Raw genomic sequence first — 15,658 nt, forward strand, 5'->3', positions numbered from 1 at the left:
GCGATCACGTGCCGTCACTTCCGTGCCTCCGCGTACCGCCGGCGCGCCAGGACGACCGCGAGCACGCCGCCCACCAGCAGCAACGCGCCGATCCACAGCGCCGGACCGACGGCCGCGCCCGTGCGGGCCAGGGTGCCGCGGTTGTTCGCCACGGCCACCACCGCGGTGGTCGTCGTGCTGGTGGCCGTGGCGCCCGAGGTGGTGGTCGTGGTGTCGGTGGTGGTCGTCGTCGTGTCCGAAGTGGACGACGAGGACGACGTCGGCGACGTGGTCGTGGTTCCGCAGTCGAGCACCGGCGCGTCCGGCGTGTCGCCCGCCGCGGTCAGGTCCGCGAAGTTCACGCCCACCAGGCCGAGGACGCCCTGAGCGCTCGCCCGCAACGACGTGGCCTGCGTGAACCCGGCCTTGTCGAACGCGATGGCACCCCGCGCCGCCTCCGCGGCCGTGCAGCCGACCTGCAACGACGTCAGGAACCGGGTCGCCTTGTCCGCGGCGGCCGTCCGACCGCCCGCGCGCAACGCCTGCGCGGCCAGACCGGTGCTGTTGGCGTTGCCCTCGCCTGCCGCGCCCTCGTCGCGGAACCCGCCGCCGGCCTGCTGCACGCCGGTCAGCCAGTCGAGCGCCTCGGCGGCCTCGGCGGTCTTGTCGACCGCGAGCAGCGCCTGCACGACCATCGCGGTGGCGTCGACGTGCGACACGCAGGTCGCGGCCTCCAGGATCAGCGGGAAGCCGCCGTCCGCGCACTGCTCGCCGACGAGGTAGTCGACGGCGGCCTGCGGCGCGCCCTCCCACCGGTCCAGCGCGAGCACCGCGAACGCCTGGGTGAAGCCGTTGGAGTAGTCGCCGTACTGAGACTTGTCGGAGAACCGGCCGGACGGTGCCTGGAGCGCGGTGAGGCCGGCGATCAGGTCTTCGCCGCCGAAGCCCGTCGGGTCCAGGTCGCGTGCCTGGACCGCGAGCGCGAGCTTGGCGTGCGCGCCCGCGTACGACTCGGCGGGGTCGCCGAAGTGCAGGTAGTTCGCGATGATCGCGGGCTCGGCGAGCCAGGCGGTGGCCTCGTCCGCGCTGTCGGACGCCACGCCGGCCGCGGTGAACGCGAACAGCGCGTCCAGCGTGAGGCCCTGGTCGGGGTAGGCGACGCCGTCGAAGACGTTCTCGAAGTGGTCCCCGTCGACGAGCTGCCGGGCGAGCCAGCCGGCGGCGGCGTCGCTGACGTCCGTCGTCGGCGCCACCCGTGCCTGGCTCTGGGCTGCGGGCAGCACCGCGAGCGCGGCCACGGCGGCGGCAGCCAGGACAGCGGCGGTCCGTCTCAACGACATGTTCGGCCTTTCCGGGGCGCAAGGCGTGAGCGGACCCCGGACAGCCGGCACCGGCTTCTCCCGGGCTCCGACCCGTTGACCTCGACGGTGTCTGGAGCGTGGCACGCGCGACGGGTGTTCGGGCTCGTCCCGGGTGGGACCTACCGTTGCGGGTCAGCGCCGGATTTCGACCGGCTTCCCCCGTATCGCGCGCGATTGCCGATCGTCTGTCACCGACCTTGGTGTGTCAATCCGCCTCTAGCGCGATGCTGCTCACCCCTACTTACGGTTACCGTCGGGCGATTCGATCTGGGGAAGAGGGGTGTTCGATGACGACTCTGGCGTCCGTGCGCGACGGTTTGGTGGCGTGGGTCGCACGGCGTTCGGCGACGCGGTGGGTGTTGGGCAAGATCGGTTCGCGGGCGTTTGCGCTGCTCCCGGACCGTGCGCTGGTCCCGCTGAAGCGGGACGGGGTGGAACCGGTCGCCGAGTTGGAGCGGATGAGGGAGACCGGCGCGGTGCACCGGATCCCGGTGCCGTTCGGCTTGCGGGTGTGGTTGGTCACCGGTCAGGACGAAGCGAAGAACGTGCTTTCCGACACAGGGGCGTTCAGTAACGATTACGCGCGGCTCGGCGCGGCGGTCGGTCGGCTGGAGCAGTCGCCCGGCGGCCTCGGCTTCGCCGACCCGCCCGACCACACCCGGCTGCGCAAGCTGCTCACGCCGGAGTTCACCATGCGCAGGCTGTCCCGGCTCGTGCCGCGCATCGACGCGATCGTCACCGAGCGGCTGGACGCCATGGAGGCCGCCGACGGGCCGGTCGACCTCGTGCAGGAGTTCGCGCTGCCGGTCCCGTCGCTGACGATCTGCGAGCTGCTCGGCGTGCCGTACGAGGACCGCGACCGGTTCCAGGAGCTGGCGGCGGCGCGGTTCGACCTGTTCGGCGGCGCGGGGCAGGCGTTGGGCGCGATCTCGGAGTCGTTGTCGTACATGGAGGAGATCGTGCGCCGCGAGCGCCGGTCGCCGGGTGACGGTTTGATCGGGTCGATCATCCGGCAGCACGGCGACGCCGTGAGCGACGTCGAGCTGGCCGGGCTGGCCGACGGTGTGCTGACCGGCGGGTTCGACACCACGGCGTCGATGCTCGCGTTGGGCGCGATCGTGCTGTTGAAGGACGACGCCGCGCGTGCGGCGATGCGTGACGACGACGCGGCGGCGGCGCCGTTGGTCGAGGAGCTGCTGCGGCACCTGAGCGTGGTGCAGGTGGCGTTCCCGCGGTTCGCCCGGCACCCGCTGACGGTCGGTGATCAGCGGATCGAGGAGGGTGACGTGGTGGTGGTGTCACTGTCGGCGGCCAACCGCGAGGAGGTGTCCGCCTTCGACGCGGGCCGTCCGGCGTCGCAGCACCTCGCGTTCGGCTACGGCGCGCACCGGTGCGTGGGCGCGGAGTTGGCACGGCTGGAGCTGCGTGCCGCCTACCCCGCGTTGCTGCGCCGTTTCCCGAACCTGCGGCTGGCCGACGAACGGCCCGCGTTCCGGACCGCGTCGATCGTGCACGGTGTCGAGTCGCTGCTCGTCCACACCCGCTGACCCGACCTGAGCGTTGAATTCGGGTGTCCTGAACGTAGGACTCTCGCGGCGTGAACGTAGGACTCTCGCGCGAGTCCTACGTTCAGCGCGCGCGTGTCGAACGTTCAGGTAGGCCGAGTTCTACGGTCAGGAGCGATCTTGTAGCGTTGCTTAACGGGACGTCATCAGGTTTCACTTTTCTTTAAGGCGTTCGGTTGGGACGGTGGTCCCATGACCGGACGTGGTGTGCTGCGGTTGGGTGTGCTGGCCCTGTTGTGGGGCTCGGGCTTCCTGTGGATCAAGCTGGCGCTGACCGGGTTGTCGCCGGTGCAGATCACGGTGATCCGGTGTGCGCTGGGCGCGGCCGTGCTGGTGGTCATGGCGCGGGCGAGCCGGCAGCGGATGCCCCGGAGGTTGTGGGGCCACTTGGCGGTCGCCGCGTTGTTCTGCAACGCCCTGCCGTTCCTGCTCTTCGCGATCGGCGAGCAGACCGTCGACTCCGGGGTGGCGGGCGTGCTCAACGCGACCACCCCGCTGTTCTCGCTCCTCATCGGACTGGCGATCGGCACGGACCGCGACATCACGCCGGTCCGGGTCGCGGGCCTCGTCCTCGGCTTCGCGGGCATCCTACTGATCTTCGCCCCCCGGCAGCAGCACGGCCTGGCCGGCGTCGGCGCCCTCGCCCTCCTCGGCGCGGCGGCCAGCTACGCGGTCGCGTTCGCCTACATGGGGCGCAACCTGGTCGGCAAGGGCGGCCCGATCGCGGTGTCCGCCGCCCAGCTCACCGCAGCCACCGGTCTGGGTGCGCTCATGCTGCCGTTCGACCACACCCCGGCCACGCCCAACGTCACCGCGATCGTCGCGGTGGTGGTGCTCGGCGTCTTCGGCACCGGCCTCACGTTCGTCCTCAACTACCGGATCATCGAGGACGAAGGGCCGACCAGCGCGGCCACGGTCGGCTACCTGCTGCCGGTCGTGTCGGTGGCGCTCGGCGCGATCGTGCTGGACGAGCCGCTGACGGCGCGGATCGTGGCCGGCATGGCGGTGGTGCTCGTCGGTGTCGCCCTGACCCGGTTGACGTGGGGCCGGTCCGCGTTGAGCCGGTCGGAGCCGGCCAAGCGGCCGGGAGAGCGAACCGGGCATTACCAGTTGTCGGTTATGTCCACCGAGCGTGACGGCGTCGGCGGCCGTTCGGCCGACCACCGTTGACCATGACATAAGCGCTGGTCAGGCTGCTGGTCTGAACCACGGACGAGTGACTGTTCGCTCCGTCAACCCTGCGGCGGGGCGCACTCGGCCGGGTTCACCCGAAGGAGCCAACCCGTGCGTCCTTTCCGTCGAACACTCACCGTCCTGGCCGTCGCGACCACCGCCGTGGGCCTCACCGCCACCACCGCCTCGGCCGAACCCCTGCACCAGGCCGACATCGTCACCGCGACGGCGTCCGCGACCGTCCACCCGATCAAGGACTCCTACATCGTCGCCCTGAACGCCACGTCCCGCAGCGGCGCGAGCGTGGCCGCCACGGCGGGCGTCACGCCGACCCACGTGTGGGACGCGGCGTTCCACGGCTTCGCCGCCAAGCTCACCCCGGCGCAGCTGCGCAAGCTCAGCCGCGACCCCGCGGTCACCACGATCGAGCAGGACGTGCTGGTCACCGACGCGCTCGACGCCATCCAGGCCAACCCTCCGTCGTGGGGCATCGACCGGATCGACCAGCGCAACCTGCCGCTGTCCCAGAGCTTCACGTACACCTACACCGGTGCGGGCGTGCACGCCTACATCATCGACACCGGCATCACGCCGGGCCACGCGGACTACGGCGGCCGGGCCACGTTCGACTACAACGGCTACGACACCAACAACACCGACTGCCACGGCCACGGCACGCACGTCGCCGGCACCATCGGCTCCACCACCTACGGCATCGCCAAGGGCGTGCGGCTGCACGGCGTGAAGATGATGAGCTGCTCCGGCAGCGCCACCACCACCTCCGCGCTCAACGCGATCAACTGGGTCACGGCCAACCACACCAAGCCCGCCGTGGCCAACACGTCGTGGAACTTCACCGCGTCGGCCAGCCTGGAGACCGCGATCCGCAACATGATCGCCGCGGGCGTCTTCCTGGCCACCTCGGCGGGCAACACCGGCGGCAACTCGTGCGATCGCCTGCCGCGCAAGGTGGAGACGGCCAGCGTGGTCGCGTCTTCCACGAACACCGACGCGCGGTCGTCGTTCTCCAGCACGGGCGCCTGCGTCGACCTCTACGCGCCCGGCAGCTCGATCGTCTCGACCGTCCGCACCGGCGGCTCCGGCACGATGAGCGGCACGTCGATGGCCACGCCGCACGTGGCCGGCGTGGCCGCGCTGTACAAGCAGCGGTTCGGCGACCAGCCGTCGGCCACCGTGCACAACTGGCTGAACTCCAGCGCCACGCCGAACGTCGTCAGCGGCGGCACCACCGGCGGCACGGTCAACCGCCTGCTGTTCACCAACGCCCTGTGAACGTCCCCGGCGCGCGGGGGTCTTGCGCCCTCACCCCGCGCGCCGGGGAACCCCGGGTGTCGCGCGACCGTTCCTGCGACCGACGTTCCGGTCCATGCCGACCACCGGCGTAACGGTGCGGCCGAATCGACCGACCCTGTTGGTACAGCAGGCCGCATTGTGGAAGTGATGGCTATGAAGCCGCTGCACCTGGCGCTGGTCGTGGGCGCACTTCTCACGATGACCGCGGCTTCGTGCGGGCAGCAGCAGGACGCGTCACCCGCGAGTCCGACCGCGCGGCCTCCGTTCGACACGATGCCCGCTCCGCTGCCCCCGTCGCGCACGCCTCCCGGCACCACGCCGGTGCTTCCGGAACCCACGCATCCGGAACTCACGCTTCCGGTGGTGCGCGACGGCCACGTCGCCTACCGAAAACCCGGGTCGATGCGCGTCAACGATCTGCAGCGCGTCGCCGTGCGAGTGAGCGGGGAGATCGTCCCGCCCGGCTTCACCTCGGGCCTGCCCGGCAACGGCGGCGTCACCACGGGGCCCGCGAAGGTCGGCGACCTGCTGACCTCCAGCCTGACCGGGCCCGACTTCGACATCTCGCTCGTCGGCGACAAGGTCGAACGCCGCCTCCTCAGGGGTGACCACGTCGAGTGGGCGTGGGACGTCCGCCCCAAGCGCAGCGGCAAGCTGTTCCTCGACTTCTCCCTCTACGTGGTCGTGCCCGGTGAAGACGCGCCGATCTACCACAAGACCTACGACCACTCCGTGGAGGTCGAGGTCAACTTCATCCACAGCGTGGGCGCCTGGGCCAAGGACTACGGCGCGCTCACCGGGTTGAGCATCCCGGTGCTCGCCGCGGCCGCCTGGAAACTCGCGGCCTGGCTCCGCAAGCGCAGGAAGGACGCCACACCGGAGGGCCCGGGCGAGCACGCCCCCTCGACCCACTGACCACAGGATCAGCCGCGTGACGGCCCTGCGGCGTCCGACCTCCAACGCGCCGCACGCGTCGGCCCACCCGAGGTCGTCGTCCTGCCGGCGCAGGTAGCGCGGGTCGAGCGCGGCGCGCACCCGTTCGGCACGTTCGCGCAACCGGAGCTAGACGCCGGTGCGAAGATCGGCGCATGGGGACCCCCGCGCTGGTGTTGCCGCTCGCCGATCCCGCCGCCGACCTGGAGACGGTCGGGGGCAAGGGCGCCTCGCTGGCCAAGCTCGCCGCCGCGGGCCTGCCCGTGCCGGACGGCTTCCACCTGACCACGCACGCCTACCGCCGGTTCACCGAAGGGCTCGACGCCGAGACCCGGGCCGGACTCGGCGGCGAGGACGCGACACTCGCCGCGTTCGAACGCCTGGACATGCCCGAGGACATCGCCGACGCCATCCGCGCGGCCCTGCCGCCGGGACCGGTCGCGGTGCGTTCGTCGGCCACCGCCGAAGACCTGCCGGACCTGTCGTTCGCGGGGCAGCACGACACGTTCCTCGACGTGTCCGGCGACGACGTGCTGACCGCGGTCAAGCGGTGCTGGGCGTCGCTGTGGACGGCACGCGCCGTCGCCTACCGCGCCCGCAACGACATCACCGACGTGGCGCTCGCCGTCGTCGTGCAGGAGATGGTGCCCGCCGACGCGGCCGGTGTGCTGTTCACCGCGAACCCCGTCACCGGCGTGCGGACCGAGACCGTGGTCAACGCCGCGCCCGGTCTCGGCGAGGCACTGGTCGCCGGCACGGTCACCCCGGACGAGTACGTCGTGTCCGCCGACGGCGTCACGCGCCGCGGTTCGCTGCTGTCCGACGCGCAGGTGGCGGAACTGGCCGCGTTGGGCGCACGCATCCAGGACCTGTACGGCGTGCCGATGGACGTCGAGTGGGCCGTGGCCGACGGGCGGATCGCGGTGTTGCAGGCCCGGCCGATCACCGCGCTGGCCGAGGTCTGGAACGACACCCTGCGCGGCGACTACCTGTGGACGTGCGCGAACCTGCGCGAGGCCGTGCCGAGCGTGATGTCGCCCGCGACCTGGTCGTTCGCGAAGGTGCTCGCCCAGCCCGCGATCGCCGGGCACCCGACGTCGGGCAACATCGGCGGCCGGTTCTACCTCAACCTCAGCGCCGCGCTGGCCGTCGGGCAGGCGCTCGGCCTCGCCCGCGGCGGGTTCATGCAGCGGACGGTCGAGCTGTACTTCGGCCGCATCCCGGCGGGCGTCGAGGTGCCGCCACTGCCGCTGTCACGCCTGGCCGTGCTGCGCGCGGCGATCGGGGCCGCGCTGCCGTTCCTCCGGCAGAACCGCGAGTTCCGGGCGAAGATCGACGGCCTGCTGGCGTCCGCGCCCGGTCGGGCCGAACGGCTGCACGCCGCGTTCCGCGCCGCCTCGACGCCCGCCGACCTGCTCGCGCTGTGGAAGTCCGATGTGGACGACGTGCTGCACGTGGACGCCAAGGTGTTCGACGCCGGCGCGCGCAACGGCTCCATGTCGTCGGTCAAGCTGCGCCGCAAGCTGGTGAAGCTGGTGGGGGAGGACGACACCACCGCGTTGCTCACCGGCGCGCACGGCACGGCGGGGGAGTTGGAGAGCCTGGGCCCGGTGCTCGGCCTGGCGCGGCTCAAGCGCGGCGAGATCACCCGCGAGGCGTACGTCCGGCAGTACGGCCACCGGTTCGCCGACGAGTTCGAGGTGTCCGCGCCGCGCCCGGCCGAGGACCCGGGGTGGCCGAGCCTCGACGACGTCGGCGTGGATCCCGAGGAGCTGCTGGCGAGGCAGGCGGCCGTGCGTGACGCGGCGTGGGACCGGCTGCGCGCCGCCCACCCCGGCAAGGTCGCGCGTCTGCGGCGTCAGGTGGACGTGCTCGCCGCGTTGGCCCGTGAGCGGGAACGGGCGCGGTCTGAGTTCGCCCGGACGTTCGCCGTGCTGCGGGCGTTCCTGGTGCGGGTCGGGGAGGTCACCGGGCACGGCGACGCGGTGTTCTTCCTGTCGATCGAGGAGACCTTGCGCGTCCTCGGCGGCGACGAGACGCCGTTGGCCGCGGTGCCGGCCCGCCGTGCCGCCTACGACCGCTACCGCGCGCTGCCGCCGTACCCGACCGTGATCCGGGGCCGGTTCGACCCCGAGTCGTGGGCCGCCGACCCGAACCGCCGGCTGGACGTCCACGACGCCTCCGCCGAACCCCTCGGCGACGCGGTGTCCGGCTTCCCCGGCGCGGCGGGCGTGGTGGAGGGCGTGGCCAGGGTGATCCACGACGTCGCCGACGGCGCCGCCCTCCAGCCGGGCGAGGTCCTGGTGACCACGGTGACCAACATCGGCTGGACCCCGCTGTTCCCGCGCGCCGCCGCCGTGGTCACCGACGTCGGCGCGCCGCTGTCGCACGCCGCCATCGTCGCCCGCGAGCTGGGCATCCCCGCCGTCGTCGGCTGCGGCAACGCCACCACCCGCATCAAGACCGGCGACCGCGTGCGCGTGGACGGCGGGCGCGGCACGGTGACCGTGCTGGGCTGACTCGCCGGCGTCGCGCGCCTTCGTCGGGACGACCGTTGCGGCACCCGGAGTATTCCATTGGGGTGACGGAATCGTTACATTCGGTGTCTGGGAACGCTCCCAGAGACGACAACGAAGGGGTTGTTGTGCGAAATCTGCTGGCGGCGGTGGCCGCTGTGGTGTCGATAGCCGGTTTGGTGGTGATCGGCGGGACCAGCACGGCGGGTGCTGCGCCCGTCTGCGCCGTTGACTACAAGCTCAACCAGTGGGCCACCGGGTTCACCGCCAACGTGACCGTGACCAACCAGTCCGCTCCGGTCACCTCGTGGAAGCTCACCTGGACCTTCGCCGGTAACCAGGCGATCAGCTCCGGCTGGAGCGCCGACGTGAAGCAGTCCGGCGCCGTGGTGACGGCGTCCAACATGCCGTGGAACGGCTCGCTGGGCACGGGCGCGAGCGCCCAGTTCGGCTTCCAGGCCACCTACAGCGGCTCGAACGCGACGCCGACCGACTTCGCGTTCAACGGTGTCTCGTGCAGTGACGAAGACCCGACCACGACCACGACGTCGACCACGACGTCCACGAGCACCTCCACCTCCACGACGACCAGCACGACCACCACCACGACGACCGACGGGAACCCGGGCGACTGCGGCACGGCGACGCTGTGCGACGGCTTCGAGCAGCAGACCGGGTCGGCGCCGAGCGGCCGGTGGACCGTCGGCGCGGCCAACTGCACGGGTCAGGGCACGGTCAGCGTCGACAGCTCGGTCGCGCGCAGCGGCTCGAAGTCGGTGCGGGTCAACGGCGCGTCGGGCTACTGCAACCACATCTTCTTCGGCACCCCGATCTCCGGCACGAGCGTCGTGCACGGCCGCTTCTACGTCCGCCACACCACGGCCCTGCCGGCGGCGCACGTGACGTTCATGGCCATGAAGGACTCCGCCGACGGCGGCAAGGACCTGCGCATGGGCGGCCAGAACGCGGCGCTGCAGTGGAACCGCGAGTCCGACGACGCGACCCTGCCCGAGCAGAGCCCGGTCGGCGTGTCGAAGAGCAAGCCGCTGCCCACCGGCCAGTGGAACTGCGTGCAGTTCACCGTCGACCCGGCGGGTCGGATCTCCACCTCGCTGAACGGCGCGGTGGTCGAGGGCCTGGTGGCCGACGGCGTGTCGACCCCCGACGTCGACGGCCAGTGGCTGCGCAAGACCAACTGGCGTCCCGCGGTCACCGACCTGCGGCTGGGTTGGGAGAGCTACGGCGACGGCGCGAACACCCTCTGGTACGACGACGTGGCGATCGGCTCCTCGCCCATCGGCTGCTGACGCGAGGCCGTGGGGAGGACCGGTGCGCCGGCCCTCCCCACGGTCGGCTCAGGCCGCGTTCACCGAGACGTCGTCCAGCACGAACGAGGTCTGGTAGGACCAGTCCTCCACGCCGGTGAAGCTCACCGTGACGCTCTGGCCCGCGTACGCGCCCAGGTTGAAGGTGCGCACCTCGTAGCCGGACGGGGTGAGGTTGGTGTAGGTCGCCAGGGTGGTGCCGGCCACCGCGACGGTGAAGGTGTCGAACACCTCCGGCTCGTACTCGTCGGTGCTGATCTTCAGCCACAGCGACAGGGTGGTGTTCGTGCAGCCCGCCGGGACGGTGACGGTCTGCGTCAGCGTCTCGGTGTTGCTGTAGCCGTAGCCGCTGATCCACGAGGAGCGGGTGCCGGAGCGCGGCGCGCCCTCACCGGTCCACGCGGCGATGGTGTGGGTGGCGTTCGACCAGCCGGTGGTGCCGCTCTCGAAGCCGCCGTTGACCGCCTTCTCGCCGGGCGCGGCGCACGAGCCGCCCGTCGGGGTGACGGTCCAGGTGAACGTGGTGCTCGCGGACTTGCCCGCGCTGTCGGTCGCCGTCGCGGTCACGGTGTAGGTGCCCGCGGTGGTGGGCGTGCCGGAGATCAGGCCGGTCGCCGACGCGATGGCCAGGCCGGGCGGCAACCCGGTGGCCGACCAGCTGTACGGCGGCGCGCCGCCGGAGGCCTTGAGCTGCAAGCCGGCGGCCGTGCCGACGGCGCCGGTCTGGTTGCCCGGCGGGGTGACCGACGGGTTGCCGGGGCCGGGGTCGCCGGTGTTGACGAACAGCAGGCGGTTCGGCGAGCCGGTGCCCGGGCTGGTGATCTTGTTCGGGGTGGAGTTGCCGATCATCGCGGTCGCGACCTGCGCGGGCGTCAACGACGGCGTGGCGCCGAGGAGGACCGCCGCGCCGCCCGCGACGTGCGGCGACGCCATGGACGTGCCGCTGATGGTGTTGGTGGCGGTGTCGTTGGTCATCCACGCCGAGGTGATGTTCTGGCCCGGCGCGAAGATGTCCGTGCACGTGCCCCAGTTGGAGAACGAGGCGCGGGCGTCGGTGTTGGTGGAGGCGTTGACCGTGATCGCCTCGGCGACGCGGGCCGGGGTGAAGTTGCACGCGTTGGCGTTGGAGTTGCCCGACGCGATCGCGTAGGTGACGCCGTCGGCGATCGAGTTGCGGACCGCGGTCTCGCCGGTCACGTCGCTGCCCTGGCCGCCCAGGCTCATGTTGGCCACGGCCGGGCCCGAGGTGTGGTGGCCGGTGACCCAGTCGATGCCCGCGGCGACACCGGCGAACGAGCCGGAGCCTGCGCAGTTGAGCACCTTGACCGCGATCAGCCGCACGCCCTTGGCGACGCCGTGCGCCGTGCCGCCGACCGTGCCCGCCACGTGCGTGCCGTGGCCGTTGCAGTCGGTGTTGTTCGTGTCGACGGTGTTGGTGCCCCAAGCGGCCCGGCCGCCGAAGTCCGAGTGCGTGGTCCGGATGCCGGTGTCGATGATGTAGGCGGTGACGCCCGTGCCGTCGTTCGGGTAGGTGTAGGACGAGTCGAGCGGAAGGTCGCGCTGGTCGATGCGGTCCAGGCCCCACGACGGCGGGTTCGGCTGGGTCGCGGTGGCCTTGACCTCGCCGTTCTGCTGGACGTAGGCCACGCCGGGTTCGGCGGCCAGGCGGCGTGCGTCCCGTTCGGACAGCGTGCCCGCGAAGCCCTTGAGGGCGTGGCGGTAGGTGAAGTCGACCTTGGCGTCGTACTTGGCGCTGAGGTCGGCGGTGAGCACGTCGACGCTCTGCGTGGACAGCTCGTTGTAGACGACGATGTAGCTGCCCGCGATGGCGGTCGGGTTGTTCGTGCCGAGGATGTCGGCTTCGGCCGCGGCGGGTGTGGCGCCGGAGGCCAGTGCCGCGGTGGTCATCGCCACCGCGGCTAACGCGAGCAGGGCTCGTCTGGATCCGCGAACGTCTCCCATTGCAGGGTTCTCCCTCGTGCAGGGGTTCCGGCAGACCCAATGCGGCGCGGGTCGGCCGGGGAGTGGAGGTTCTGCGATCACGTTCGCGCGGACGTGATCGGCAACGTTAGAGGACTGCCCGGGGCCGGACAATCGGCCGGCAGTGGGAACGACCTGCGGTATTCCGAACGGCGACCACGATCGGGCGACCCTTCGCCCCATTGGCCAATAATCTTAATAACTTCAGTGTCAACTAAAACGAGTCCTTTTCCGGCACCAGACGTGGCACCGGAAAGGACTCGTACCAAAGCAGCCAGGACGGTCAGCCGCCGACGTAGGCGCGGAGGTGGTGGGCGGTCAGGGTGGAGGCGTTCGCGACCAGGTCGGCCGGTGTGCCGGTGAAGACGATCCGGCCGCCGTCGTGCCCGGCGCCGGGGCCGAGGTCGATGATCCAGTCGGCGTGCGCCATGACGGCCTGGTGGTGCTCGATCACGATGACGGTGTTGCCGTCGTCCACGAGCCGGTCGAGCAGGGCGAGCAGCTGGTCGACGTCGGCGAGGTGCAGGCCGGTCGTCGGCTCGTCGAGGATGTAGGTGGACGCCTTCTCGGCCATGTGGATGGCGAGCTTGAGCCGTTGCCGCTCGCCGCCGGACAGGGTGGTGAGGGGCTGGCCGAGGGAGAGGTAGCCGAGGCCGACGTCGACGAGCCGGTCGAGGATGGCCTTGGCCTGCTTCTCGGTGAAGAAGTCGCGGGCCTCGGTGACGGACATGCCGAGGACTTCGCTGATGTTCCTGCCGCGCAGGGTGTGGGTGAGGACTTCGGCGGTGAACCTCTTGCCCTCGCACTCCTCGCAGACGGAGGCGACGCCGGCCATCATCGCCAGGTCGGTGTAGACGAGGCCGATGCCCTTGCACTTGGGGCAGGCACCTTCGGAGTTGGCGCTGAAGAGGGCGGGCTTGACGCCGTTGGCCTTGGCGAACGCGGCGCGGATGGGGTCGAGCAGGCCGGTGTAGGTGGCCGGGTTGGAGCGTCGTGAGCCGCGGATGGGCGCCTGGTCGACGGTGACGACGTCGTCGCGGCGGGCGAGGGAGCCGTGGATGAGGGAGCTCTTGCCGGATCCCGCGACGCCGGTGACGACGGTCAGGACGCCGAGGGGCACGTCGACGTCGACGTCCTTGAGGTTGTGGAGGGTGGCGCCGGTGATGGGCAGTCGGCCGGTGGGGGTGCGGACCTGCTCGCGGAGTCGGGCGCGGTGGTCGAGGTGGCGGCCGGTGAGGGTGCCGGAGGCGCGGAGTTCGTCGACGGTGCCGGTGAACGTGATGTGGCCGCCGTTGGCGCCCGCGCCGGGGCCGAGGTCGATGACGTGGTCGGCGATGGCGATGGTCTCGGGTTTGTGCTCGACGACCAGGACGGTGTTGCCCTTGTCGCGCAGGCGGAGCAGGAGGTCGTTCATGCGCTGGATGTCGTGGGGGTGCAGGCCGATGGTGGGTTCGTCGAAGACGTAGGTGACGTCGGTGAGGGCGGAGCCGACGTGGCGGACCATCTTGACGCGCTGGGCCTCGCCGCCGGAGAGGGTGGCGGCGGGTCGGTCGAGGCTGAGGTAGCCGAGGCCGATCTCGACGAGGTTGTCGAGGAGTTCTTTGAGGGTGGTGAGCATGGGGCCGACGGAGGGGTCGGTGATCTTGGCGACCCAGTCGGCGAGGTCGCTGATCTGCAGGGTGGAGCAGTCGGCGATGTTCAGGCCGTCGATCTTGGAGGAGAGGGCGGCGGCGTTGAGGCGGGCGCCGCCGCAGGTGGGGCATTCGGTGAAGGTGACGGCGCGGTCGACGAAGGCGCGGATGTGGGGTTGCATGGATTCTCGGTCTTTGCCGAGGTAGAGGCGTTGGACTTTGACCAGGAGGCCTTCGTAGGTGACGTTGGTCTTGCCCACTTTGACTTTGGTGGTCTCGCGGTGGAGGAACGCGTCCCATTCTTCGTCGGTGAAGTCCTGGAGCTTCTTGTCGGGGTCGTAGAAGCCGGATTGGACGTAGGTCTGGACGTACCAGTTGTCGACGGTGAAGCCGGGGATGGTGATGGCGCCGTCGTTGAGGGACTTGGTGCGGTCGACGAGCTGGTCGACGTCGACGGTGGAGACGCGGCCGAGGCCTTCGCAGTGCGGGCACATGCCTTCGGGGAGGTTGAAGCTGAAGGCGCCGGAGGTGCCGACGTGGGGTTGGCCGAGGCGGCTGAAGAGGATGCGGAGCATGGTGTGGGCGTCGGTGGCGGTGCCGACGGTGGAGCGGGAGTTGGCGCCCATGCGTTCCTGGTCGACGATGATCGCGGCGCTGAGGTTGCGCAGGGCGTCGACGTCGGGGCGGCCGAGGTTGGGCATGAAGGACTGGATGAACGCGGTGTAGGTCTCGTTGATGAGTCGTTGGGACTCGGCGGCGATGGTGCCGAAGACGAGGGAGGACTTGCCGGAGCCGGAGACGCCGGTGAAGACGGTGAGTCGTCGTTTGGGGATGTCGACGGAGATGTCGGCGAGGTTGTTCTCCCTGGCGCCGCGTACTTGGATGACGTCGTGGCTGTCTGCTGGTGCGGCCATCGCCTGGCTTTCCCCCTGCTTTGTTTATGCCGTAAGGTGCTCGCGGCACGGTACTTTACGCTGTAAGGGGTGGGCAAGTGGCGGTCTTCGCCGGGCAGGGTGACGCGCGTCGGTCGATGCGGCTGCTGTGGCGTGCGCCGGGTGGTGGTGCGGGGTCGGGGTTGTCGGTGGACGTGATCGTGGACGCGGCGATCGAGGTGGCGGATCGGGACGGCATGGCGGCGTTGTCGATGCGTGCGGTGGGTGAGCGGTTGGGGCGTTCGGCGATGGCGTTGTACACGTACGTGCCGAGCAAGTCGGAGTTGTTGGACCTGATGTACGACCGGGTGTTGGGCGAGTTGCCGTCGGAGTACCCGGTGGATGGCGGGTGGCGGGTGGCGTTGCGGGCGTGGGCGGAGGACGCGCGGGCGTTCTTCCTGGCTCACCCGTGGGTGTTGCAGGTGTCGCAGGCGCGGCCGGTGTTGGGGCCGAACGAGTTCGTGATGCTGGAGGTGTTGTTGCGGATCCTGCGGCCGACGGGGTTGGGGTCGTCGGTGTTGCGGGGTGTGGTGGGTGCGGTGGTGCAGTTCGTGCGCGGCGCGGCGGGGGTGATCGCGGAGGCTCGGCGGGCGGCGCGGGAGACGGGGATGACGGACGAGGAGTGGTGGTTCTCGCGGTCGGAGATGTTCGAGGAAGTGGCTCCGGACTTCGCCGAGCGGTTTCCGCTGTCGACGTGGCTGGGGGAGGAGGAGCCGCCGGTGGCGGAGGGGGAGGAGTGCGTGCCGTACTTGGAGCGGGACGCGGTGTTGAACTTCGTGACGGGGTTGGAGGTGTTGTTGGACGGTGTGGAGGCTGCGGTGGCGCGTGCGCGTGCTGGCGGGGGCTGAGGTCGGTCGGCGGTGATATACGGTGTGCCGGTTGGCGCGGACGAGGGAGGTGGGACCCATTTCTGCTGGTGTGCATCGGGTCGCTCCCGGCCGCGTCGTGG

The 15,658-nt window shown here is 70.9% G+C and carries 10 protein-coding genes and 1 riboswitch; of the genes, 7 read left to right on the forward strand and 3 right to left on the reverse strand.

The annotated features are described in order from the left end of the window. Positions 1-14 precede the first annotated feature (14 nt). The gene (locus ADK67_RS18075; RefSeq protein ID WP_082403555.1) at positions 15-1,319 is read right to left on the reverse strand and encodes a prenyltransferase/squalene oxidase repeat-containing protein; all 1,305 of its coding nucleotides are present in this window, start codon (positions 1,317-1,319) and stop codon (positions 15-17) included. Positions 1,320-1,411: 92 nt separating this feature from the next. Then, a riboswitch (cobalamin riboswitch) is annotated at positions 1,412-1,524 on the reverse strand. Positions 1,525-1,627: 103 nt separating this feature from the next. Here ADK67_RS18075 and ADK67_RS18080 point away from each other — a divergent pair. The 6 genes from ADK67_RS18080 (at position 1,628) to ADK67_RS18105 (ending at position 10,148) form a co-directional block, all read left to right on the forward strand. After that, on the forward strand, positions 1,628-2,887 hold the full coding sequence (locus tag ADK67_RS18080; protein WP_053717598.1) for a cytochrome P450: 1,260 nt from the start codon (positions 1,628-1,630) through the stop codon (positions 2,885-2,887). 210 nt (positions 2,888-3,097) lie between these two features. Continuing rightward, positions 3,098-4,075, forward strand: a complete 978-nt coding sequence (locus tag ADK67_RS18085; protein ID WP_053717599.1) for a DMT family transporter — start codon at positions 3,098-3,100, stop codon at positions 4,073-4,075. Between the two features lie 114 nt (positions 4,076-4,189). Continuing rightward, a complete protein-coding gene (locus ADK67_RS18090; RefSeq protein ID WP_053717600.1) occupies positions 4,190-5,371 on the forward strand; it encodes a S8 family peptidase in 1,182 nt (393 codons plus the stop codon). A 168-nt stretch (positions 5,372-5,539) separates the two neighbouring features. Then, complete coding sequence (locus ADK67_RS18095) at positions 5,540-6,307, forward strand: hypothetical protein (protein WP_157620540.1); 768 nt, start codon at positions 5,540-5,542, stop codon at positions 6,305-6,307. Between the two features lie 173 nt (positions 6,308-6,480). Next, a complete protein-coding gene (locus tag ADK67_RS18100) occupies positions 6,481-8,844 on the forward strand; it encodes a PEP/pyruvate-binding domain-containing protein (protein ID WP_053717602.1) in 2,364 nt (787 codons plus the stop codon). Between the two features lie 125 nt (positions 8,845-8,969). Further along, entirely contained in the window at positions 8,970-10,148 is a 1,179-nt protein-coding gene (locus tag ADK67_RS18105; RefSeq protein ID WP_053717603.1) for a cellulose-binding domain-containing protein, read from the forward strand. 48 nt (positions 10,149-10,196) lie between these two features. Here the strand turns inward: ADK67_RS18105 and ADK67_RS18110 are convergent, their stop codons facing one another. Beyond that, positions 10,197-12,074, reverse strand: coding sequence for a S8 family peptidase (locus ADK67_RS18110; protein ID WP_231648244.1), 1,878 nt, complete (start codon positions 12,072-12,074; stop codon positions 10,197-10,199). A 355-nt stretch (positions 12,075-12,429) separates the two neighbouring features. After that, a complete protein-coding gene (locus ADK67_RS18115; RefSeq protein ID WP_053717604.1) occupies positions 12,430-14,691 on the reverse strand; it encodes an ATP-binding cassette domain-containing protein in 2,262 nt (753 codons plus the stop codon). A gap of 77 nt (positions 14,692-14,768) precedes the next feature. Between ADK67_RS18115 and ADK67_RS18120 the strand changes: the two genes are divergently transcribed. Next, on the forward strand, positions 14,769-15,557 hold the full coding sequence (locus ADK67_RS18120; RefSeq protein WP_053717605.1) for a TetR/AcrR family transcriptional regulator: 789 nt from the start codon (positions 14,769-14,771) through the stop codon (positions 15,555-15,557). Positions 15,558-15,658: the final 101 nt, after the last annotated feature.

Origin of the sequence: Saccharothrix sp. NRRL B-16348 (genome assembly GCF_001280085.1) — a bacterium.
Classification (GTDB): Bacteria; Actinomycetota; Actinomycetes; order Mycobacteriales; family Pseudonocardiaceae; genus Actinosynnema.